The organism is Pseudacidovorax sp. 1753 (assembly GCF_040544975.1).
In the GTDB taxonomy this organism is placed as follows: Bacteria; Pseudomonadota; Gammaproteobacteria; order Burkholderiales; family Burkholderiaceae_C; genus Xenophilus.
Genome location: NZ_JBEPKY010000006.1, coordinates 95,283 through 117,159, shown reverse-complemented (window position 1 = coordinate 117,159; position 21,877 = coordinate 95,283). Strand labels below are relative to the sequence as shown.

At 71.4% G+C, this 21,877-nt stretch carries 18 protein-coding genes; 14 read left to right on the top strand and 4 right to left on the bottom strand.

Annotated elements, in window-relative coordinates; translation table 11 throughout:
• The first annotated feature begins 61 nt into the window (after positions 1-61).
• The 3 genes from ABIC63_RS09045 to ABIC63_RS09035 are packed head-to-tail and all read left to right on the top strand — an operon-like array spanning position 62 to position 3,923.
• On the top strand, positions 62-2,482 hold the full coding sequence (locus ABIC63_RS09045; RefSeq protein ID WP_354319505.1) for an MBL fold metallo-hydrolase: 2,421 nt from the start codon (positions 62-64) through the stop codon (positions 2,480-2,482).
• A complete protein-coding gene (locus ABIC63_RS09040; protein WP_294375441.1) occupies positions 2,479-3,369 on the top strand; it encodes a tetratricopeptide repeat protein in 891 nt (296 codons plus the stop codon). Before ABIC63_RS09045 ends, ABIC63_RS09040 begins: the two co-directional genes overlap by 4 nt.
• Entirely contained in the window at positions 3,369-3,923 is a 555-nt protein-coding gene (locus ABIC63_RS09035; RefSeq protein ID WP_354319504.1) for a DUF3299 domain-containing protein, read from the top strand. Before ABIC63_RS09040 ends, ABIC63_RS09035 begins: the two co-directional genes overlap by 1 nt.
• 34 nt (positions 3,924-3,957) lie before the next feature.
• Here ABIC63_RS09035 and ABIC63_RS09030 read toward each other — a convergent pair whose 3' ends face one another.
• The 3 genes from ABIC63_RS09030 to ABIC63_RS09020 all read right to left on the bottom strand — a co-directional run bounded on the left by ABIC63_RS09030 (position 3,958) and on the right by ABIC63_RS09020 (position 7,423).
• A complete protein-coding gene (locus ABIC63_RS09030; protein WP_354319503.1) occupies positions 3,958-5,604 on the bottom strand; it encodes a histidine kinase famiy protein in 1,647 nt (548 codons plus the stop codon).
• 184 nt (positions 5,605-5,788) lie between these two features.
• Entirely contained in the window at positions 5,789-6,331 is a 543-nt protein-coding gene (locus ABIC63_RS09025; protein ID WP_354319502.1) for a hypothetical protein, read from the bottom strand.
• Between the two features lie 165 nt (positions 6,332-6,496).
• Positions 6,497-7,423: a LysR family transcriptional regulator gene (locus ABIC63_RS09020; RefSeq protein WP_354319501.1), complete on the bottom strand. Its 927-nt coding sequence runs from the start codon at positions 7,421-7,423 to the stop codon at positions 6,497-6,499.
• 125 nt (positions 7,424-7,548) lie between these two features.
• On the opposite strand from ABIC63_RS09020, the gene ABIC63_RS09015 reads away from it, so the two are divergent.
• The 8 genes from ABIC63_RS09015 (at position 7,549) to ABIC63_RS08980 (ending at position 16,359) form a co-directional block, all read left to right on the top strand.
• Complete coding sequence (locus ABIC63_RS09015; protein WP_354319500.1) at positions 7,549-8,451, top strand: VOC family protein; 903 nt, start codon at positions 7,549-7,551, stop codon at positions 8,449-8,451.
• A gap of 57 nt (positions 8,452-8,508) precedes the next feature.
• On the top strand, positions 8,509-9,378 hold the full coding sequence (locus ABIC63_RS09010; RefSeq protein ID WP_294375455.1) for a fumarylacetoacetate hydrolase family protein: 870 nt from the start codon (positions 8,509-8,511) through the stop codon (positions 9,376-9,378).
• Positions 9,375-10,922, top strand: coding sequence for a bifunctional 3-(3-hydroxy-phenyl)propionate/3-hydroxycinnamic acid hydroxylase (locus ABIC63_RS09005; protein WP_354319499.1), 1,548 nt, complete (start codon positions 9,375-9,377; stop codon positions 10,920-10,922). Before ABIC63_RS09010 ends, ABIC63_RS09005 begins: the two co-directional genes overlap by 4 nt.
• 80 nt (positions 10,923-11,002) lie before the next feature.
• The gene (locus tag ABIC63_RS09000; RefSeq protein WP_354319498.1) at positions 11,003-11,977 is read left to right on the top strand and encodes a Bug family tripartite tricarboxylate transporter substrate binding protein; all 975 of its coding nucleotides are present in this window, start codon (positions 11,003-11,005) and stop codon (positions 11,975-11,977) included.
• Between the two features lie 20 nt (positions 11,978-11,997).
• Positions 11,998-12,981: a tripartite tricarboxylate transporter substrate-binding protein gene (locus ABIC63_RS08995; protein ID WP_354319497.1), complete on the top strand. Its 984-nt coding sequence runs from the start codon at positions 11,998-12,000 to the stop codon at positions 12,979-12,981.
• 4 nt (positions 12,982-12,985) lie between these two features.
• Positions 12,986-14,731, top strand: coding sequence for a thiamine pyrophosphate-binding protein (locus ABIC63_RS08990; RefSeq protein WP_354319496.1), 1,746 nt, complete (start codon positions 12,986-12,988; stop codon positions 14,729-14,731).
• Between the two features lie 31 nt (positions 14,732-14,762).
• On the top strand, positions 14,763-15,191 hold the full coding sequence (locus ABIC63_RS08985) for a GlcG/HbpS family heme-binding protein (protein ID WP_295529351.1): 429 nt from the start codon (positions 14,763-14,765) through the stop codon (positions 15,189-15,191).
• A 133-nt stretch (positions 15,192-15,324) separates the two neighbouring features.
• The gene (locus ABIC63_RS08980; protein ID WP_354319495.1) at positions 15,325-16,359 is read left to right on the top strand and encodes an amidohydrolase family protein; all 1,035 of its coding nucleotides are present in this window, start codon (positions 15,325-15,327) and stop codon (positions 16,357-16,359) included.
• 175 nt (positions 16,360-16,534) lie between these two features.
• Here ABIC63_RS08980 and ABIC63_RS08975 read toward each other — a convergent pair whose 3' ends face one another.
• Entirely contained in the window at positions 16,535-18,154 is a 1,620-nt protein-coding gene (locus ABIC63_RS08975) for an IclR family transcriptional regulator (RefSeq protein ID WP_354319494.1), read from the bottom strand.
• Positions 18,155-18,294: 140 nt separating this feature from the next.
• On the opposite strand from ABIC63_RS08975, the gene ABIC63_RS08970 reads away from it, so the two are divergent.
• The 3 genes from ABIC63_RS08970 (at position 18,295) to ABIC63_RS08960 (ending at position 21,832) form a co-directional block, all read left to right on the top strand.
• Positions 18,295-19,269 carry a Bug family tripartite tricarboxylate transporter substrate binding protein gene (locus ABIC63_RS08970; protein WP_354319493.1) on the top strand — a complete coding sequence of 325 codons (975 nt, stop codon included), beginning with the start codon at positions 18,295-18,297 and terminating at the stop codon, positions 19,267-19,269.
• A 3-nt stretch (positions 19,270-19,272) separates the two neighbouring features.
• Positions 19,273-20,487, top strand: coding sequence for a CaiB/BaiF CoA transferase family protein (locus ABIC63_RS08965; RefSeq protein ID WP_354319492.1), 1,215 nt, complete (start codon positions 19,273-19,275; stop codon positions 20,485-20,487).
• Positions 20,488-20,665: 178 nt separating this feature from the next.
• A complete protein-coding gene (locus ABIC63_RS08960; RefSeq protein ID WP_354319491.1) occupies positions 20,666-21,832 on the top strand; it encodes an acyl-CoA dehydrogenase family protein in 1,167 nt (388 codons plus the stop codon).
• The last annotated feature ends 45 nt before the right edge of the window (positions 21,833-21,877 follow it).

Here is a 21,877-nt window from a genome sequence, read left to right as displayed (position 1 = left end):
CCGCGAAGCCGTCGCCCAAGAACGGCCGCAACAAGCCACCCACAACGAGTCGGAGAAGACAGTGAAATCCATCCTCAGAAGCGGCACGTCGTCGCTCGCCCTGACCGTCGCGGCCGCCGCCGCGATGCTTGCCGCCTGTGGCGGTGGCGGGGGCAACAACAGCGGGGCCGCGGCGCTGCTGCTGGCGGCCTCCGGCGGCACAGGGGGCAGCGGCACCACCAGCCCCTCGACGCCGGGACAGACCGATCCGGTCACCCAGACGACGCCGCCGCGCCAGGCGGGCCTGGTCTACCAGGCCCCGGTCACCGAAGGTGGCAACGGCGGCTCGGTCGTCAAGGTGGCCGTGCTGGCCGCCTCGGGCCCGGTCACGCTGACCACCGCACCGCTGGCGACCGATGCGGCGCAGGCGCTGGTGGCCAAGCTGGTGCCCGGCAACCTGGTGGACTGGGTGGCGGGCAGCACGGCGGACAGCGTCGTCACGGCCGACGTGGCGGCCGACACCTTCAACGTGATCCTGCGCAAGGGCAGCTCGGCTGCGGCGCAGTTCAACCTGGCCCGCTATGGCGCGGCCGTCTCGCGCCGGGGCGACGAGCCCGGGCCCATGGTGGCCGCGGGCTGGGTCTACGGCAAGACCGGCACGAGCGTGACGGTGGGCGATGGCCGCGTGGTGACCGCCGACCAGGCTGGCCGCCCCTACAACCCGCCGATCAAGCGTTACGAGGAAAGCTACACGCTGGCGCCGGACGTGAAGGTCTACAACGTCAACACCGCCGACTACAGCCAGAGTGCGGCCTCCACGCTCGATGCGCTGCCCGTCACGGCCAATTACGACTACGCCACCACCAGCCGCCAGGCGGCGTACCTGCTCTTCGACCAGAACTACAAGAACGCCGACAAGGCCCGCGTGGTCGCCATCTGGTACTTCACGCCGACTTCGACGAGCGATGGCAAGCCCGTGTGGGACGTGCCGTCCAACAGCCCCATGCTGGCGGACAAGGGCACCGACCCGGTCTCGGGCCAGGCCTACGTCAACATCAACGCCACCACGCCCACCACGGCACCGTACGCGCGCAGCACCGAGCCCTTCGAGATGGTGAAGAACACCATGTACTACGTGGGCGACAACGAGGTGGCCTCGTACCTGCTCGTGGCCGACATGGGCACGCCCGACGACAAGTCCGACGACAAGGTCATCAAGGTCGACGCCGGCTGGCCCAACAGCGGCTACCAGTACTGGAAGAACATCGAGCTGCTGGGCCTGGACCCGCGCTCGGTCACCGACATCTGGCTCACCCACGGCCATTCGGACCACTACGGCACCGTGGTCGAGCAGCTGCGCATGATGGACAACGCCGGCAAGCCGGTGGCGCTGTGGGCCTCCAAGGAGGACGTGCAGGGCGTCAAGGCCGACCTGCAGGGCAACACCTTCGACATCGCCGGCGCACTGCCGGCCAGTGAGACGGTGATCCGCGCGCGCACCACCAACTTCTACGAATACGACAAGTGGTACGACTACGGCAACGTGAAGATCATGGTGATCTGGGCGCCGGGCCACACGCCGGGCACCACCAACATGCTGTTCAAGGTGAAGAACCCGGTCGATGGCCAGTTCTACACCTTCGGCTACCACGGCGGCTACGGCTTCAACGGGCTGACCTCGCCGACGGAGGCCAACGGCTGGCTGCGCCTGTCGTACCAGCATGGCTTCAGCTACCTGCAGAACAGCATCACGGCCGACTTCGTCAGCCCGCAGCACACCAACCAGTTCCCCATCGTCGAGGTGTACCAGGCGCTCAAGGCCTACAACCGCGACCCGGCCAACGCGGGCCGGCAGCTGACCATGATGGACGCCATGCAGTCGAAGGTGTATGACTCGCCGTCCATCAACGGCACGAAGATCACCAGCGAGTTCGCCAACCAGCTGGAGAAGCGTCGCTCGGTGGCCTCTTACAAGGCCAGCGACGCCGCCAACAGCAGCTACAAGAGCATCGAGACCTCGGGGCCCTTCAAGCCGGGCCGCGAGAACGGGCTCACGTCGGTGCCGGCGCGCATCCTCGACGACGCACGCATCGTGCAGGGCTTCGTGGGTCCGCAGAACAAGAACCCTGCCATCCCGTTGCTGGCCAACGGTATCGTGACCGCCACCGACCAGTACGTGAACGATCCGGGCGGCTACTACGTGCAGGTGTCGCTGGAGGTGCTGGACAACGGCCCGTACCGCGGCTTCATCCCTGATGGCTACACCCAGTTCAGCCCGGGCCTCAACCGCAGCATCGTCTACAAGGGCGGGCCGGTGGAGTCGGTGCATGCGGCCAAGGGCACGATCCGTCCGCCCGAAGTCCTTCGCACCCAGCGGCTGGGTTCGCTGGCCGACGCCGTGCGCATCCTGGGCACGTTGCAGAAAGGCGCGACGGTGACGCTGTCGCTCACGCCGGCCAGCGAGATCGTGGTGCCGGCCGATCCGACCAAGACCTTCCAGTGAGCGTGCGGCCCGTCGTGCGCCGGGCCTGCCGGCAGGGCGCCGCCGTCGCCATGATGGCGGCCGCCCTGGTGGCCGCACCGGCCGGCGCCACGTCGCGCAGCGATGCGCGGGCGGCCGCCGCCGCCTGGGCCGAGGGCCAGCGCCTGCAGCGGGGCGAGGGCGTCGCGCCCGACCCGCAGCGGGCGCTGGCGCGCTTCGAGGACGCATCGCGCCTGGGCTCCGCCGACGCGGCCTATGCGCTGTCGCGCCACTACCGCGGCCTGACCGGCCTGGCCAATGATCCGCAGCGCGCCCGCGAGCAACTCCAGCGGGCGGCCGAGCGCCAGCACTTGCAGGCGCAGGTCGAGCTGGCCTTCCTGCATCTCAACGGCATGCCGCCGGTGCCACGCGACCTGGATGCGGCATACCGCTGGTTCTCGGTGGCGGCCCGCCGCGGCTCGGTGGCCGCGGCCTGCCAGCTGGGCGATTTCCACCAGCAGGGCTGGGGCGGCGCCACACGGAGCGCAACGCTGGCCGTGGGCTGGTGGCGACGCACGGCCGACAGTGCCGATGCCTGCGCCGCGCATTCGCAGTTCGCGCTCTACCGCGCCTACCTGACGGGCGAGGGCGTGCCGCGCCATGGTGCCCGTGCGATGGCCTGGCTGGAGAAGGCGGCCGAGTCGGGCGACGTCCGCGCGCAGCGGGCCCTGGGCCGTGCCTACGAGCGCGGCGAGGGCGTGCCACGCGATGCCGGGCTGGCCCGCCACTGGCTGCGCAAGTCGCGCGAGGGCGTGGCACCGCACGACGACCATGAGCACGACCTGCCCAGCTTCGCCGGACCGCTGCTGTTCCAGAAGCTGGCGCCCTTCCAGCCCGACCGTCCGCCAGAAGGCGGCAACCGACCATGATGCTGTCGCGAAGAATCCTTCTTGCCGGCGTGCTCCAGGGCGCCGCCTGGGCCGCCTGGGCCCGCGAGCCCGGCTACCGCACCATCGGCTGGGATGCCCTGCTGCCCGCGGGCTGGGACCCCTGGGCCGAGTTCAGCGCCGGCGGCGTCGACCTGCGCCAGCTGCCCGACGACGACCCGCGCGCCAAGGCCGCTCTGGCGCGGCTGCGCCGTGTGTGGGATCAGGCGCCCACCAATGCCGCGCTGGACGGCGCCCTGGTGCGCCTGCCCGGTTATGTGGTGCCGCTGGAGCAGACGGCGCAGGGCCTGCGCGAGCTGCTGCTGGTGCCGCACTACGGCGCCTGCATCCACACGCCGCCGCCGCCGGCCAACCAGATCGTGCATGTGCGGCTGGATACGCCTGCGCGCTCCGTCGGCACCATGGACACCGTCTGGATCAGCGGCCGGCTCCAGGTGGCACGCTCCGAGACCAGCGAGGCCGTCAGCGGCTGGAAGCTGGCCGGCCAGCGCGTCGAGCGCTACACCGGCACGCCGTCGACGACCGGCCTGCGCTGAGCGGCCGCGCGCACGGCATCGCCAGGCGCGGCGCTCAGCCGCCCACCGTGTGCGAGCCCGTGGGCCCGTCCAGCACGTCGCGCACCTTGCGCGCCAGGTCCACCAGCCGGTAGGGCTTCTTGATGATCTCGAACTCCGCGGGCGCCACCGGGTCCAGGCTGCCCAGGTCGCGATCGAAGCCGGTGGTCAGCAGCACGCGGGCCGAGGGGCGCAGCTTCTGAATCTCGCGCGCCAGCGTGTAGCCGTTCATGCCGCCGGGCATCACCACGTCCGAGAAGAGCAGGTCCGGCTGCTCGAAGGGCGCCAGGCTGCGGAACAGCGTGAGCGCCTCCTGCGCGGAGGTGGCCATGCGCACGGTGTAGCCCAAGCCTTCCAGCATCTCGCGGGCGAGCAGGCCGACCTCTTCGCGGTCTTCCACCAGCAGGATGCGCTCGTCGCCGCCGCGGTAGTGGGCCTGCACGCCGCGCACCGCGGCGGTGGGCCGCGCCTCGACGGTGGGGAAGTACATGCGCACCGTGGTGCCCATGCCCAGCTCGGAATAGAGCGTCACCGTGCCGCCCGACTGCTTGACGAAGCCATACACCATCGACAGGCCCAGGCCGGTGCCCTTGCCTTCCTCCTTGGTGGTGAAGAAGGGGTCCATCACGCGGCCGAGCAGCGCCTTGTCGATGCCGTGGCCGGTGTCGGTGACCGACAACGTGGCATAGCGGCCCGGCGGCAGGCCGGCGAAGGCCGTGGCGTCGTCCTCGCCCACCTCCACGCTGGCCGTCTGCAGCGTGAGCGTGCCGCCCTCGGGCATGGCGTCGCGCGCGTTGACCAGCACGTTGAGCAGCGCCACCTCCAGCTGCGTCGGGTCGAGTTGGCAGTTGCCGATGTTCTCTTCCAGTCTGAACTCGACGTGGATCTGCTCGCCCAGCGTGCGCACCGCCAGGTCGGTCATGTCCTTGGTCACGGCATTGAGGTTGATCACGCGCCCGCGCAGGCTCTGCTTGCGCGAGAAGGCCAGCAGCTGGCTGGTGAGCTTCGAGGCCTTGCTCACCGCCTCGCGGATGTTTTCCACGCCGCGGCGCACATGCTCGGGGTCGAGCTTGTTCATGCGCCCGCGCAACTCCAGCAGGTCCAGGTGGCCCGACATCACCTGCAGCAGGTTGTTGAAGTCGTGCGAGATACCCCCGGTGAGCTGGCCCAGCGCCTCCATCTTCTGCGCCTGGGCCAGGCCGTCCTCGGCATCGCGACGCCGGCTCACGTCCAGCTGCGAGGCGAAGAAGTACACCAGTTCGCCGGCCGGGTTGAACACCGGCGAGACGAAGAGCGCATTCCAGAAGGTGCTGCCGTCCTTGCGGTAGTTGAGCAGCTCGATCTGCACCTCGGTGCGGCTCTCGATGGCTTCGCGGATCACGGCGACCGAGGCGCGGTCGGTGCCCGGGCCCTGCAGGAAGCGGCAGTTGGTGCCCATGATCTCTTCCGGCGTGTAGCCGGTCATCGAGAGGAAGGCGCGGTTGGCGAAGACGATGGGGTTGTCGGGCTGCCGCGGGTCGGTGACCAGCATGGGCATGCGGGTCATCTCGATGGCGGCGAAGAAGATGTCGTCCTTGTGGTCCTGCACCTCGCGTGGGCCGCCTTCGGCACGCACGGGTTTGCGGTCGTCGTTGAAGGGGGGTTTTTCGGGGGTACGGGTCACGGGCGAAGCCTCCGCGGATTGCGTTGCGGCAGGATCGTCCGGTGGACGAGGGCGCCGCCCGTGTAGGACGGCAGTCAGAGCCGCCGTCTGGCGACCGGGTCCTACGGTCGCGCGGCGTGGCGGCCGAACCCAAACGTCGGCGCCCGCGCGCTTGCGCGGGGCCGGCAGGTGCGCGGGGGTGGCCTCAGCCGGGCATGCCCAGCCGCGTGCGCACGGCGTCGGCGTCGCGCAGGAACTCGATGCCGCGCACCGTGCCCTGGTCGAGCACGAGCAGTGTCAGCGTTCCCGCCTTGCGCGGCAGGGCGGCCGTGACCTGGGCATCGCGCACCAGACCGACGGGGAAGGGCAGGTCGCGCAACTTGGGCAGCGCGAACATGCGGGTGATGACGGCCGGCATGCCGCTGATGTCGGCCAGGTACACCAGGCGCTGCTGGGCCAGCACCTCCGGATGCGCCTTCAGGGCCTCGGTGGCGACATCGCCGGCCGCCTTGTCGGCCGCGAAGAGCACCAGCCGGGTGCTGGCGTCCACCACCACGGGGCGGTCGAACTGGTCGTTGACCGAGAGGGGCGGCAGGGCGCTGCCCACGGCAAGCTCGGACTCGGCGGCGCCGGCCCCGGGCAGCAGCGCGACTGCGAGCAGCGCGGCGCCCGCGCGCAGGGCGTGGCGACGGGACGCCGTTGCGTCCAGGGCCAGTGGAAGGAAGAAGGGGGCGGATCGTTGGGTCATGCGAAAGGAAAAGGGAGAGTGCAGGCGTGGGCGGGCCGCCTGTGCAAGGCCGCCCAGCATAGGCGCCCGGCCATGCTCCAACCTGAACGGCGCCGCGGCGCCTGCCAACGCCGAGTGGGCGCGTTTCGGCAGGACGTGCGGACCTGACGGACTCGTCCAACCTTCTCAGGCCGGCAGTCGCGCCCCGGCCTCGCGCCGGTTGACCTCGTGGAACAGCCCGCGCAGCCAGCGGTTGGCCGGGTCGTTCTGCATGCGCCGGTGCCAGAACTGCTGCACCTGCAGCGGCGGTGGTTTGAAGGGCAGCACCAGGGTGCGCAACGGAATGTGTCGGCCCACGGCGGTGGCGATGTCCTGCGGCACGGTGGCCACCAGCTCGGTGCCGGGGAGCAGGGCCAGCAGGCTCATGAAGTGCGACAGCTCCAGCGTCACCTGCCGCTGCCAGCCCTTGGCGTCCAGGAAGCGCTCCAGCAGGTGCTCGCGGCCGTCGGGCCGCACCACCACATGCCGCGCCGCCAGGTACTGCTTGAGCGTGGGCCGATCGCCCAGGGCCGTGTGGCCCGCACTGGTGATGCATTCGTACGTGGTGGTGAACAGCGACTGCTGGAAGTAGCCGGCCTTCTGCAGGTCCGGGAAGAAGCCAATGGCAAGGTCCGCCTCGCCCTTCTCCAGCGCGTCGGCCGCCGCGGCGCGGGCGCGCGAGACCGCCTGCAGGCGCACCCCCGGCGCCTCGCGCTGCAGCCGCCGCAGCACGCCGGGCAGAAAGGCCACCTCGCCGATGTCCGGCGTGAGCAGGGTGAAGCTGCGCTGCGCCTGGGCGGGTTCGAAATGGGGCGATTGCAGGATCTCCTGCTGGATGGTCTGCACGACCCGTCGCACCACCGGGGCCAGCTGCTGGGCGCGCGGCGTGGGCTCCATCTGCGCGGCGGTGCGCACGAAGAGCGCGTCGTCGAACACGCCGCGCAGCCGTGCCAGCGCACCACTGGTGGCCGACTGGCTCAGGCCCATGGCCTCGGCGGCCCGGTTGACGCTGCGCGTCTGAATGAGGGTGTCGAACAGCACCAGCAGGTTGAGGTCGACCGAGCGTATATCCATGAAACCGATTTTAGGAATCGGCCAGATCGTCTGTACAGGATCAGGCCCGCTTCCTACGATCCGCCGCAACCGCAACGACGCTGGCCACCCGCAACCCGCGGCAGCCGCGCGAAGGAGACAAGACGATGAGTTCCCCCTGGATCGAGGGCCTGCGCAGCGTGGCCCTGTTCGTGCCCGACCTCGCCCGCGCCGAGGCCTTCTACACCCAGACCTGGCATCTGGCCGTGGCCCACCGCGGCGACGGCGTGCTCTACCTGCGCGGCACCGGCGATGACGACTATCTGCTGGCCCTGCATCAGGGCGGCGATGCGCCCCAGGTGCGGCAGGTGACGCTGCGCGCCCGTAGCCGCGAGGCGCTCGACACCCTGTGCGAGACGGCCGTGGCGGCCGGCGGCACGTTGCTCGCTGGGCCGCATGCGCTGACCAAGGACCCGGCCGGCGGCATCGGCATGAAGTTCAAGGACCCGCACGGCCGCGTCTTCCAGGTGGTGCACGGCGACGCGCGACGCGAGGCCGACCCGCCCCAGGCCGACATGCCGATCCGCCTCACCCATGCCGTGCTCAACAGCCATGCGGTGGACGACACCAAGGCCTTTTTCGAACGGGCGATGGGCTTCCGGCTCGCGGACCGCACCGGGATCATGGCCTTCATGAACTGCAACCGGGACCACCACACCCTGGCCATCGGCATCACCGACAACGACGCGCTCAACCACATCGCCTTCCTGATGCCGGACTTCGAGTCGGTGATGCGCGGGGGTGGCCGCATGAAGGACGCGGGCCACCCCATCCAGTGGGGCCCCGGCCGGCATGGCCCTGGCAACAACCTCTTCAACTATTTCATCGACCCCTTCGGCGTGGTCATCGAATACACGGCCGAGGTGGAGCAGGTGGACGACAGCTATGTCTCGCGCGGGCCCGAGCACTGGAAGTGGCCGCCCGGCCGCATCGACCAGTGGGGCATTGCGCCCATGCCCGGCCCCGAACTCAAGGCGGCGCAGCGGCAGGTGCAGTTCGCGCCGGCCTGAGCGAGGCCGACCTCTCCTCCTTCCTTCCTCTTCCTTCCTTCTCCCGCACGGCGTTCCATGAAGTTCACCACCTACCTGCGCGATGGCGCACCCCGCCTGGCCCTCGTCGACGGCGACATGCTGATCGACCTCCACGACGCCGACGGCCGCATTCCGCACGACCTGCGCGCGGCGCTGACCGCCGGCATCGACCTGCCCGCCATGGCCGCGGCCTGTGCCGAGGCCGGCGCTGCCCGCGTGCCGATGGCCGGCGTGCGGCTGGCCCCGCTGGTGCCCGAGCCGGGCAAGACGGTCTGCCTGGGCCTCAACTACTTCGACCATGCCAAGGAAGGTGGGCGCGAGAAGCCCGACTACCCCTGGTTCTTCTTCCGCGGTGCCAGCTCGCTGATCGCCCATGGCGATGCCGGCGTGGTGCCGCGCGTGTCGCCTCGCTTCGACTACGAAGCCGAACTGGCCGTGGTCATCGGGCGGCGAGTGCCGCGGCACGTGAAGGAGGCCGATGCGCTGCAGTACGTCTTCGGCTACAGCTGCTTCAACGACATGAGCGTGCGCGACTACCAGAAGCGCACGCCGCAGTGGACCATCGGCAAGAACTTCGACGCCACCGGCGGCTTCGGCCCGGTGCTGGTGACGGCCGACGAACTGCCGCCCGGCGCAACGGGCCTGCGCATCCAGGGCCGGCTCAACGGCGAGGTCATGCAGGACGCCAACACCACCGACATGATCTTCGGCGTGGCCGAGACCATCGCCCTGCTGGCCGAGGTGCTCACGCTGGAGCCGGGCGACGTGATCGTGATGGGCACGCCCGCCGGCGTGGGCCAGGCGCGCACGCCGCCGGTGTGGATGAAGGCCGGCGACACCTACGAGGTGGAGATCGAGCGCGTCGGTCTGCTTTCCAACCCCATCGTCGGGGAAGCGCAGGCATGACGGCCGCGCCTGTCTACGACGTCGCCATCGTGGGCTACGGGCCGGTGGGCCAGGTGGCCGCCGGGCTGCTGGGCCAGCGCGGCTTCAAGGTCCATGTGTGCGACCGGCTGACGGAGGTCTACCAGATCCCCCGCGCCATCGCGCTGGACCACGAGATCATGCGCGTCTTCCAGCAGCTGGGCGTGGTGGAGGCCATCGCACCCTTCACCGAGCCCTTCTCCAATTCGGAGTACTTCGGCGTGGACGGGCAGCTGATCCGGCGCATGACCATGCTGCCGCCGCCCTATCCGCAGGGCTACACGCCCTCGCTGGTGTTCACCCAGCCGCCGGTGGAGCGGGCGCTGCGCGAGCGCGTGGCGCGCCTGCCCAACGTGACGGTGGAGCTGGGCGTGGAGATGACCGCCATCGCGCAGGACGCCGAAGGCGTGCAGCTCACCCTGCAGCGCGAGGGCCGCAGCCACACCGTGCAGGCCCGCTATGCCATCGCCTGCGACGGCGGCAGCAGCGGCGTGCGCACGCAGCTGGGCCTGCCGCTGGAGGACCTGGATTTCGACGAGCCGTGGCTGGTGGTGGACGTTCTGCTCAACGCCGCCGGCATGGCCCGCCTGCCAGCAGTGAGCGTGCAGTACTGCGAGCCGGATCGGCCTTGCACCCTGGTGCTGGGCCCGGGCAACCACCGCCGCTGGGAGATCTCGCTCAAGGCCGGCGAGGACCCGCGGGAGATGGCCACGCCCGAGGCCACCTGGCGGCTGCTGTCGCGCTGGATCGGCCCGGAGCACGGCGAGCTCTGGCGACAGGCCAGCTATCGCTTCCATGCGCTGGTGGCGGCCGACTGGCGGCGCGGCCGCGTCTTCCTGGCGGGCGATGCGGCCCACATGCAGCCACCCTTCCTGGGCCAGGGCATGTGCCAGGGCATCCGCGATGCGGCCAACCTGGCCTGGAAGCTGGGCGCCGTGCTGGGCGGCGAGGTTCAGGGCGAGGCGGCCGAGGCGCTGCTGGACAGCTATGGCCACGAGCGCCGTGCCCATGTGCGCGAACTCACCAGCCGCATCAAGCAGGTGGGCGCCGTGATCTGCGAGCGCGACACCGACCGCGCCCGCGAGCGCGACCGCCGCCTGCTGGCCGAGGCCGGCGGCGAGGTGCGCGATACGCCCAGGCAGGACATCCTGCCCGGGCTCGAGACCGGCCTGCTGGCCGAGCGATCCGCCGGCGGCCGGGGCGGCCTGTTTCCCCAACCCTGGCTGCGCACGGCGCAGGGGCCGCGGCGCATGGACGCGCTGCTGGACCCTGGCTGGCGGCTGGTGATGGCCGCCGGGGTGCCTCTGCCCGAGGGCGGCTTCGACGGCCTGCGCCTCCTCAACCTGGGCGAGCAGCCCGAGACCGAGGGCGTGGTGCGCGACTGGTTCGCCCGGCACGCGGCGGTGGCCGCGCTGGTGCGGCCCGACCACTATGTGTTCGGCACCGCGGCGCGGGCCGAGGACATCAGCGCCCTGCTGGACGAGGCCGCCACGCGCCTCGGCCTGGCCACGGCCTGCGCCGCCTGAACGGCGCCCGCCGCAATCACGGCGGCGAGGCAGGCCACGCTTTCGACGACGACAACAACCACAGACGGAGACAACGCACCATGAACCGACGCCAATTCCAGCAGGCCCTGGCCGCCCTGGCCCTGCCCCTTGCCGCCCCTGCGGCGCGCGCCCAGTCCTGGCCCGAGAAGCCCGTGCGCTTCGTGCTCTCGCAGCCCGCGGGCTCGGGGCCGGACATCCTGGCCCGCCAGATCGGCGACCAGCTTTCGCGCCTGTGGCAGCAGGCCGTGATCATCGACAACCGCCCCGGCGGCCAGAACGTGATCGGCGCCCAGGTGGCGGCCCGTGCCGCACCCGACGGCTACACGCTCTACTACGCCACCACCGCGGCCATGGTGACCAACGTGTTCACCTTCAAGTCGCTGCCCTACGACCCGGCGCGCGACTTCGTGCCGGTGCGGCTGGTCGGGCGCAGCCCCTTCGTGCTGGCTGCCGCGGCCAGCTTCCCGGCCAAGGACCTGCCCGACCTCATCGCCCGCGCCAAGGCCCAGCCCGGGATGCTGGCCGCGGGCACCGAGGGGCCCAAGACCTTCTCGGGCATGGTGCTCGACAGCATGGCCGCCACCGCCGGCATCAAGCTCAACCAGGTGCCCTACACCAAGGCGCCCGAGGCGCTGCAGGACCTGCTGGGCGGCCGGCTGCAGCTGGTGTGCCTGCCCGAGGCGGCCCTCACCGCCTACATCCAGGGGGGGCAGGTGCGTGCGCTGGCCGTGAGCACCGGCAAGCGGCTGCCGCAGTGGCCGCAGGTGGCCACCGTGGCCGAGACCCTGCCGGGCTTCGAGTTCACCGGCTGGAACGGCGTCTTCGCGCCGGCCGGCACGCCCGCTGCGGTCGTGGCCCGCATCAATGCCGACCTGGACAAGGTCATGGCCCAGCCCGAGACCGCGCAGCGCCTGGCCGCGCTGGGCACGATGGCCGAAGGCCCCATGAGCCCGGCCGAGTTCGGCAGCTTCATGAAGGCCGAGCGCGAGCGCTGGGCGGTGGCCGTCAAGACCATCGGCCTGCAGCCCGAATGAGCCGGGCCGGGGGAAGCGACATGCAACGCCGCGACTTCATCCGCCAGGCCGGCGCGGGCGCGCTCGCCGGTGCGCTGGGCCCGTCCCTTGCACACGCACAGGCCGAGCGCACCGCCTTCATCATCTCGGGCTTTCCGGCCGGCGGCATGGGCGATCAGGTGGCGCGCCCGCTGGCCGAGAAGCTGCGCGGGCGCTATGCGCCCGGCGTGGTGGTCGATGCCCGGGTGGGCGCCGGCGGCCGCATCGCGGTGGACTACGTGCGCCGGGCGGTGCCCGACGGCATGACGATCCTGCAGATCCCCAGCTCGCCGATGACGCTGTACCCCAACACCTACCGCAAGCTGAGCTATGACCCGCTCGCGGACTTCGTGCCGGTGTGCAGCACGGTCAACTATGCCTTCGTGCTCACCGCCGGGCCCGGCGTGCCGGCCGAGGTACGTACGCTGGCCGACTACCTCAAGTGGGTGCAGGCCAATCCGCAGGCCGCCACCTATGGCGTGCCGGCGGCGGGCTCGGCCCTGCACTTCGTGGGCATGCTGCTGGAGCGCCACAGCGGCCGCAAGCTCACGGCCGTGCCCTACAAGGGCGGCGCGCCGCTGCTCAACGATGTGCTGGGCGGCCAGGTGCCGGTGAGCATCAGCGTGCTGGGCGAGGTCATGCCTTACATCCGCAGTGGCCGGCTGCGCGGACTGGCCGTCTCCAGTGCGCAGCGCTCGCCCTTCCTGCCCGATGTGCCCACCTTCGTCGAACAGGGACTCGCCGACGTGGTGGTGCAAGAATGGCTGGGCTGGTTCCTGCCGGCCCGCGCGCCGCGCGAGCGGGTGCAGCAGCTGAACGCGCTGGTGGGCGAAGGCCTGCGCGATCCGGCGCTGGTCGACAGCCTGGCCAGGAACGGGCTGCAGCCCTTCCACCAGTCGCCGGAGGAATTCGCCCAACTGGTGCGCGGCGATCTGGCGCGCTGGGCGCCCATCGTGAAGTCCTCGGGCTTTACCGCGGAGGACTGACAGCATGGTGATCGAACTGACGGGTGCGCAGGCGCTGGTGCGGCTGCTGGCGGTCGAGGGCGTGGAGCAGGCCTACGGCATCGTGGGCGGCAAGCTGGCGCCGCTGCTGCATGCCATCGCGGGCCAGCCGGGGCTGCGCTTCATCGGCACCCGGCACGAGGCCGCGGCGCCCATGATGGCGGCGGCCACCTTCGCCGGAACCGGCCGGCTGGCCGTGGCCATCGGCGAGATGGGGCCGGGCGGGCTCAACCTGATCTCGGGCCTGGGTGTGGCCTTTGCCAACCAATTGCCGCTGCTGGCCATCACCACCAACCAGCACCGCGCCGCCGCCTACCCGCACAGCGGCATGTTCATGGACCTGGATGCGGTGGCCGTGAGCCGCGCCATCACGAAGTGGAATGCCGTCGTCCACGACGCCCGGCGCCTGCCCGAGCTGGTGCGCCGCGCGCTGCGCGAAGCCCTGGGTGGCCGGCCCGGTCCGGTGCACCTGGACATTCCGCAGGACGTGCTGGCCCAGCGCTGCGCCTTCGCCGATGACGAGTTCGACCTGCCGCCGCACCGCTACCGCGCCATCGGTCGGCCGCGGCCGGATGCCCAGTCTGTGGCGCAGGCGGCCGCGTTGCTGCGCGCGGCGCGCCGTCCGCTGATCGTGGCGGGTGGCGGGGTGGTGGCCAGCGACGCGGCGGCGCAGGTGCAGGACCTGGCCGCGCGCCTGGGCTGCCCGGTGGTGCCCACGCAGATGGCGCTGGGCGTGGTGCCCACCACCAGTGCACATTTCATCGGTCATGGCGGCCTCATCGCCGGTGCCCCGGTGCAGGCGGCCTTTGCCGAGGCGGACGTGATCGTGGCCGTGGGCTGCCGCTGGTCGTCCTGGATGTGGGACGCGCAGGGCCCGCTGGCCCGGCGCAGCCATCGCACCATCGCCATCAACCTCGACCCCTCGGCGCTGGGCCATCCGGCGGTGCACGAGGTGGCGATGCAGGCGGACGCCCGCGCCGCGCTGGACGACCTGTGCGCTGCCCTGCAGACCGGCGAGCTGGCGGTGGAGGCCGACTGGTTGCCGCGCATGAGGGAAGGCCGCCAGCGCTACGAGGCCGCCCTGCATGCCGCGGCCGATGCGCCCCGCGAGGAGGGCGCCGCCATGCATCCGGCGGCGCTGGCGCGCGAGATCGGCGCAGCACTGCCGGCCGACGCACTGGCGGTGTTCGATGGCGGCCACACCACGTTCTGGTCCAACGACCTGACGCCCGTGAACGCACCGCGCACGCGCTTCCACGAGCCGGGCATGAGCCACCTCGGCTTCGGCCTGCCCTATGCACTGGCGCTGCAGGCGGTGCATCCGGGCCGGCCGGTGGCGCTGATCACGGGCGACGGCTCCTTCGGTTTCACGCTGAGCGAACTGGATACGGCGCGGCGCCACCGGCTGCCCGTGCTGGTGGTGATCCACAACAACGAGGCCTGGGGCATCATCCGCGCCGGCCAGCGCAAGGCGCTGGACTTCGAGCTGGGCACCGACCTGTCGGGTACCGACTATGCGGCGGTGGCACGCGGCTTCGGCTGCCACGGCGAGCGCGTGCTGGCGCCGCAGGACGTGCGTCCGGCCATGGAACGGGCCTGGGCCAGCGGCCTGCCGGCGGTGCTGGACTGCCGCACCGACTTCCTGCCCCATCCGGCCGGGCCGATGTTCGGCAGCATGAACCAGTACGGTTTCGAGGCGCTCACGCGCCTGCCTGCGGCCCCATCGGCCTGATCGCTTTTTGACGCACTTCCTGGAACACGCCATGACCGCCTCCCTCACCCTCGACCAGGCCCAGCGCCTGCTGGCCGCCGCCCTGGCGCGTTCGCGCGAACGCGGCTTCAAACCCATGGCCGTGGCCGTGCTCGACGGCGCCGGCCACCTCAAGGCCTTTGCCAGCGAGGACGGCGCCAGCATGTTCCGCTTCGACGTCGCCCGGGCCAAGGCCTGGGGTGCGGTGGGCATGGGCGTGGCCAGCCGTGCGCTGGCCGAACGGGCCCGCGACAACCCGAACTTCTTCGTCTCGCTGTCGGCCACGGCGCAGGGCCGCTTCCTGCCGCAGACCGGCGCCGTGGTCATCAAGGATGCCGCCGGCACGGTGATCGGCGCCGTGGGCGCCAGCGGTGGCACGGGCGACGAGGACGAGCTGATCTGCATCGCGGGCGTGGAGGCCGTCGGGCTGCAGTGGGGCTGAGCCTGGCCGCCGTGCGATACGTCGCGCATGGGCACCGGGGCGCGGCGCCCGCCGTGGGCGCCGTTGCCGGTGCGGGCCGTTTCCGCGATCGAGAGGCTGTCGATGGCCGCCCCCGGCGCCAACCCGGAACACGATGAAACACCCTGCAGCCTGCCCGTGCGGCATCGATGTCCACGCGCATGTGGTGCCGGAGAACTTTCCGAGCTATATCGGCGACAGGCTTCCCGCCGAGTGGCCGTCGATGGCTCCCGCCCATGCCTGCCATCGCCACGTGATCATCGCGGGCAAGGTGTATCGCACCGTCTCCGACGGCTGCTGGAACACCGCCCGGCGTCTCGACGATCTCGCCGCCATGGGCCTGGCCATGCAGGTGATCTCGCCGATGCCGGAGCTGCTCTCCTACTGGATGGCGGCTGCGGACGCGCAGCAGCTGCTTCGCTACACCAACGACTGCATGGCATCGATGGTGAACGAGGGAGGCGGCCGTATCGCGGCGCTGGGTGCGGTTCCGCTCCAGGATCTGGACCTGGCCATTGCGGAGCTGGAGTACGTGGTCAAGACGCTCGGATTCGCCGGCGTGGAGATCGGCAGCAACATCAATGGCGTGCCGGTCGGTGCACCACAGCTCGATCCATTCTTCGAGGCCTGCGAAGGGCTCGGCGCCGCGGTGTTCGTCCACGCACTGCGACCGGCGGGCATGGAGCGGCTCGTCGGCCCCGCCTCTCTGCAACAGGTGCTGGCCTATCCGGGGGACGTCGGATTGGCGGCGGCATCGGTCATCACCGGCAATCTGATGTCGCGCCGCCCGAGATTGCGCATCGCCTTCAGCCACGGAGGCGGCACGCTCGCATCGTTGTTGCCGCGCCTGCAACAGGGCTGGGACGTCTTTCCTGAACTGAGGCAGAGCCTCGGCGCCTCGCCGGTGGAACAGGCTCGCCAACTGTTCTACGACACGCTTGTCTTCGATGCGCGGACGCTTCGCCATCTGGTCGATCAGTTCGGTGCCGGCCAGTTGATGGTGGGCACCGACTACCCCTTCAACTTCCGCGATCGCATGCCGGTGGAGCGCATCGAGGCCGCAGGCTTCGATGCCCCGACGGCCCAGGCGCTCCTGCATCGGAATGCGGCGCGCTTTCTCCACCTTCCGGCCGGGGCGCCGGCCGCGTGATCCGCCAGGGAGACCACCAGCGAGCGACCACGATGGGCCTCTCGTTCGCATTGCAACAAGGCTTTCGATGCGCACCACGAGCCATGATCGAAGCGGCCCAGCCTGACATGGGACGACCGGCCCCCACGCTCCGCAGCCGGTGGGGCTGGCAACCGATGGCGGCCCGCCGGGCAGCTCAGCCGGCCGGGCCAGGCGTCTCCAGCTCCACCACCGTCTCGCGCAGCCAGGCGCCGATCTGCGCCAGCCGGCGGGGGTCGGCCGCCTGGTCGCGCAGCACGCCGCAGTTCATCACGTAGCGCAGGCCCTCGACAGGTCGGCTGAAGGGCACGGCCACCGCCACGATCTCGGGACGGAAGTCGGCCGAGCTGCACCACCCCTGCCGCCGGCAGTCGGCCATGGCCGCACTGGCGGCCGGCCATAGCGGCGCGAAGGCCTCGGGTTGCGTCAGGCGCAGGCGGTGCAGCAGGGCCTCGCGCGTCGGGTGGTCCACGCTGGCCAGCCAGGCCCGGCCCATGGCGGTGTGCAGCATGGGCATGGGGGCGCCGGTGTCGGGCGGCAGCAGGCGCGCGTCGGTCTGCCAGGCGGTCTCGACATAGACCATGCTGGTCTCGTGTGTCAGGCCCAGCGAGACGGCGCCGCCGGTGCGCGCGGCCAGCGCCAGCATGGCGGGCCGGGCGCGACGTCGCAGCGGCAGTCCCGAGAGCATGGGATAGGCCGCGGCCAGCACGGCCGGCGCCAGGCGGTAGCCGGCCGTGGCCTCGTCGCGCCGCAGATAGCCGCGTTCCATCAGCGTGTGCACCAGTCGCTGCACGGTGTTGGGCGCCAGCCCCAGCCGCCGCGCCAGCGCGCGGATGCCCAGGGCGGGCTCGCCCGGCGTGAAGCTGCGCAGCAGGTCGATGCCATGCGCCAGCGTGCGGGCGAAGCCGCCATCGCGTGGATCGTCCTGCACGGCCGCCGTTCCGTGGCCCACCAGCCAGGCGGGCGCGGGTGGCACGGCCGGTGGCTGGCCCGCGCCGTCGCGCAGCAGGGCGCGCTGCCAGTCGGCCTCGATGGTGCGTGCCAGCTGCACGAGACATGGGCCGATCTCCCGCTGCAACGCGCGCGGTGCCAGCCGCCGCGCGGGCAGGCCGGCGTTGAGCAGCAGGTGCTCGCCCTGCAGCGTGATGCGCAGCGGCACGGCCACCGCGTGCACGTCGGGCAGCCAGTCGCCTTCGGAGTGGCAGAAGCCCTGCGCGGCCCACTGCCGCTGGGCTTCGCGCAGCACGCGGTCGAAGCGGCTGGCTTGCGCGCCGTCCACGACGGCGAGCGCCACGCGGGCTGCTTCGCGTTCCGATGGCGTCGCTGTGGCCAGCCAGGCGCGGCCAATGGCCGTGTCCAGCAGGGGCAGCGGCGCCCCCAGGTCGGGCTGAAAGGTGAGCGGGTCGTTGTTGCGCCAGGTCTCCACATAGACCATGCGGTGCCGGTCGCGCATGCCCAGCGACACCGAGGCGCCCAGCGCATCGGCCAGCTGCTTCATCGGCAGCCGGGCGATGCGTCGCAGGCCCAGCTGCGCGAGCAGCGGATAGCCCAGCGTCAGCGCGCCGCTGCCCAGCCGGTGGCCACGCCCTTCGCCGGCGGGGACGACGAGGCCGCGGCTGGCCAGCGTGGTGGTGAGGCGTGTGATGGTGGCGCGGGCGAGGCCGGTGCGCTGCGCGAGCGCCGCATTGGTCAGCACGGCGGGCGCGCCGGCAAAGGCTTCCAGCACGTCCAGGCCATGGGCCAGCGTGGCGGCGAAGCGCGGGTCGGCGGTCGGCATCAAGGAGGAGGGCAGGGGAGGGGGTATGTGCGGGGTGCGGTCTGTCCAATATAGCGAAACAGCGTTTGGCGGCAGGATTGCGTCTGCCTAGTCTTCGGGCCACGTCGCGCCAACGAGCGCATGCATCCTCGGAGACAACCATGTTCAAGCAACTGATGGCCGCCACGCTGGCGGCCGGCCTCGCACTGGCCGCGCCGCTGGCCTCGGCGCAGGCCGCCTATCCCACCAAGCCGATCCGCCTGGTCGTGCCCTTCGCGCCCGGCGGCTCTGCCGACGTGGTGGGCCGGCTCATCGCCGAGGAACTGCGCGCCGGACTGGGCCAACCCGTGGTGGTGGACAACCGCCCCGGCGCCGGCGGCAACATCGCCGGTGACATGGTGGCCAAGTCGCCGGCCGACGGCTACACGCTGCTGCTGGCGGCGGCCGGCCCCATCGCCATCAATCCCAGCCTGTACGGCCGCATGCCCTACAACCCGGCCACCGACCTGGCGCCGGTGGTGCTGCTGGCGCGCGACCATCAGCTCATGGCCGTCACGCCGTCGGTGCCGGCGCGCGATGTGCGCGAGTTCATCGCCTATGCCAAGGCCAATCCGGGCAAGGTCTCCTTCGGCTCGCCGGGCAACGGCACGCCCGCGCACCTGGGTGGCGAGTTGTTCAACCAGATGGCGGGCACGCAGATGGTCCATGTGCCCTACAAGGGCAGCGCGCCGGCCATGAACGACCTGATCTCGGGCCAGATCACGGTGATGATCGACAACATGCCGGCGCTGCTGCCCCAGGTGCAGTCCGGCCGCCTGCGGGCCCTGGGCGTGGCCAGCCCGTCGCGCGCGAGCGGTGCCCCCGACATTCCCACCGTGGCCGAGTCCGGCCTGCCCGGCTTCAACGTCACCGCCTGGAAGGGCCTGATGGTGCCGGCCGGCACGCCCAGACCCATCGTCGCGAAGCTGAACGAAGTGGCGGTGGCGGCCGTGGCCAAGCCGGAGATCCGCAAGCGCCTGGTGGACCTGGGCGCCGAGCCCGGCGGCGGCAGCCCCGAGGACTTCGGCGCGCTCATCGCCAAGGACAGCCGCAGCTGGGCGGCGCTGGTGAAGTCCACCGGCGCGCGGGTGGACTGAGGCATGCCCGACGCTTTCGATCCCGCGCAAGGGCCGCTGCACGGCCTGCGCATCCTGGACATGGCCACCGTCGTGGCCGCGCCCTTCGCCGCCACGCTCTGCGCCGATCTGGGTGCCGAGGTGACCAAGCTGGAACTGCCCGACGGCAGTGACGCCCTGCGCTCGCTGGCGCCGGTGGAGCCCGGCCATGCCCTGTACTGGAAGGTGCTCAACCGCGGCAAGCGCGGCATCACGCTCGACGTGCGCACCGACGTCGGTCGCGCGTTGTTTCTGCGTCTGGTGGCCGGCATGGACGTGCTGGTGGAGAACTTCCGCCCCGGCACGTTCGACCGCTGGGGACTGGACCTGGCAACGCTGCACCAGGCCAATCCGCGCCTCATCGTGCTGCGGCTCACCGGCTTCGGCCAGACCGGGCCCTATGCGGGCCGGCCCGGCTTCGCGCGCATCTTCGAAGCGATGGGTGGCCTGGCCCATCTGACCGGCGAGGCGGACGGCCCGCCGCAGCATGTCAACTTTCCGCTGGGCGATTCGATGGCCGGCCTGTTCGGCGCCTTCGCCATCGCCGCAGCGGCCGCCGAGCGGGCGCGTTGCCCCGATGCGCCCGGCCGCGAGATCGACCTGTCGGCCACCGAGGCGCTGCTGCGCGTGCTGGAGCCGCTGGCCGTGGAGCGCGAGCGCACCGGCCAGGCGCGCCAGCGCAGCGGCGCCCGCGCCACCTACACCGCGCCGTCCAACATCTATCGCACGAAGGACGGCGACTGGATCACGCTCGTGGGCTCGTCGGATGCCATCTTCCGGCGCCTGTGCGTGGCCATGCAGGCGCCCGACATGGCGGCCGACCCGCGCTTCACCACCAACCCGCTGCGGGTGCGGCACCTCGATGCGCTGGACGGACGCGTCGCCGCCTGGTGCGCCGCGCACAGCCATGACGAGCTGCGGGCCGCGCTCGATGCGCATTCGGTGCCCTTCTGCAAGGTCTACGACATCGACGACGTGCTGGCCGATCCGCACTTCGCGGCGCGGGACGCCATCGTGCGCCTGCCCGATGCCGAGCTGGGCTCGGTGCCGGCGCCGGCCGTGGTCCCGCGCTTCGGCGGCCATGCCTTCGCGCCGCCGCGCACCGGCCCGGCGGTGGGCGAGCACAACGCCGAGGTCTTCGGCGCGCTGGGGCTCACGGCCGAGGACCTGCGCGGGCTGCGTGCGGCCGGTGCGCTGTGAGGTGCCAGCCACGCCGTGGAGCCTCTCCGTCCCCCCGCCTCACGGCCCAATGCACGATGGCCGACCCAGAGCCGTTCGGGCTGAGCCTGTCGAAGCCTGGGCACACGCGCAGGGCATGACTGAGTGACCTTGGCCCACGGCCCACCCTTCTCCCCTTCATCCTTCATCCCCCACGACCATGATCCGCGACACCGCCGCCTTCGACGAAACCCTGCAATCCCTGCGCCGCTATGTGCGCGAGCGCCTGATCCCGCGCGAGGCCGAGGTCGAGGTCCGCGACGAGGTGCCCGCCGACCTGGTGGAGGACATGGCGCGCCTGGGCTTCTTCGGCTGGTCCATCCCCGAGGCCTGGGGCGGCGCCGGCATGACGACGGAAGAGCTGGTGCTGGCGGCGATGGAACTCTCGCAGGCCTCGGTGGCTTTCCGGGCGCGCGTGGGCACCAACACCGGCATCGGTTCCGAGGCGCTGGTGGCCGATGGCACGCCCGCGCAGAAGGACCGCTACCTGCCGCTGCTCGCCAGCGGCCAGCTCACGGGCGCCTTCGCGCTGACCGAGCCCGAAGCCGGTTCGGACGCCACGGCGCTCAAGACCACGGCCGTGCGCGACGGCGATCACTATGTGTTGAACGGCACCAAATGCTTCATCACCAACGCGCCCATCGCCGGTCTGTTCACGGTGATGGCGCGTACCGATCCGCAGGACGCGAGCGCACGCGGCATCAGCGCCTTCCTCGTCGAGCGGGACATGCCCGGCCTGGGTACTGGCACGCCCTACCGCAAGATGGGCCAGGCCGGATCGCCCGTGTCGGAGGTGCATCTGCAGGACTGCCGGGTGCCGGCCAGCCACCTCATCGGCGGGACCGAGGGCACGGGCTTCAAGACCGCGATGAAGGTGCTGAACAAGCAGCGCATCCACCTGGCGGCGCTGTGCACGGGGCCGGCGATCCGCATGCTGGACGAGGCCATCGCCTGGACGACGCAGCGCCGGCAGTTCGGCCAGCCGGTGGCGGCCTTCCAGCTGATGCAGGCGCTGATTGCCGATTGCCAGACCGAGATCCAGGCGGCGCGCGCGCTGATCCTGCAGACGGCGCGCGAGCGCGATGCGGGGCAGGATGTGACGTTGCAGGCGTCGATCTGCAAGTACTTCGCATCCGAGATGTGCGGCCGCGTGGCCGACCGGTGCGTACAGATGCTGGGCGGCACGGGCTTCATCCAGGGCCATCCGATCGAGCGCTTCTACCGGGACGTGCGGCTGTTCCGGCTGTACGAGGGCACGAGCCAGATCCATCAGCTCAACATTGCCAAGCGGACGATTGCGGCGGCGGGGTATCGGCTGGCCGATTGAGCGGGCCCGTCTGCGCGTTTGCGTTCTCGGGTGTGGTGATTGGTG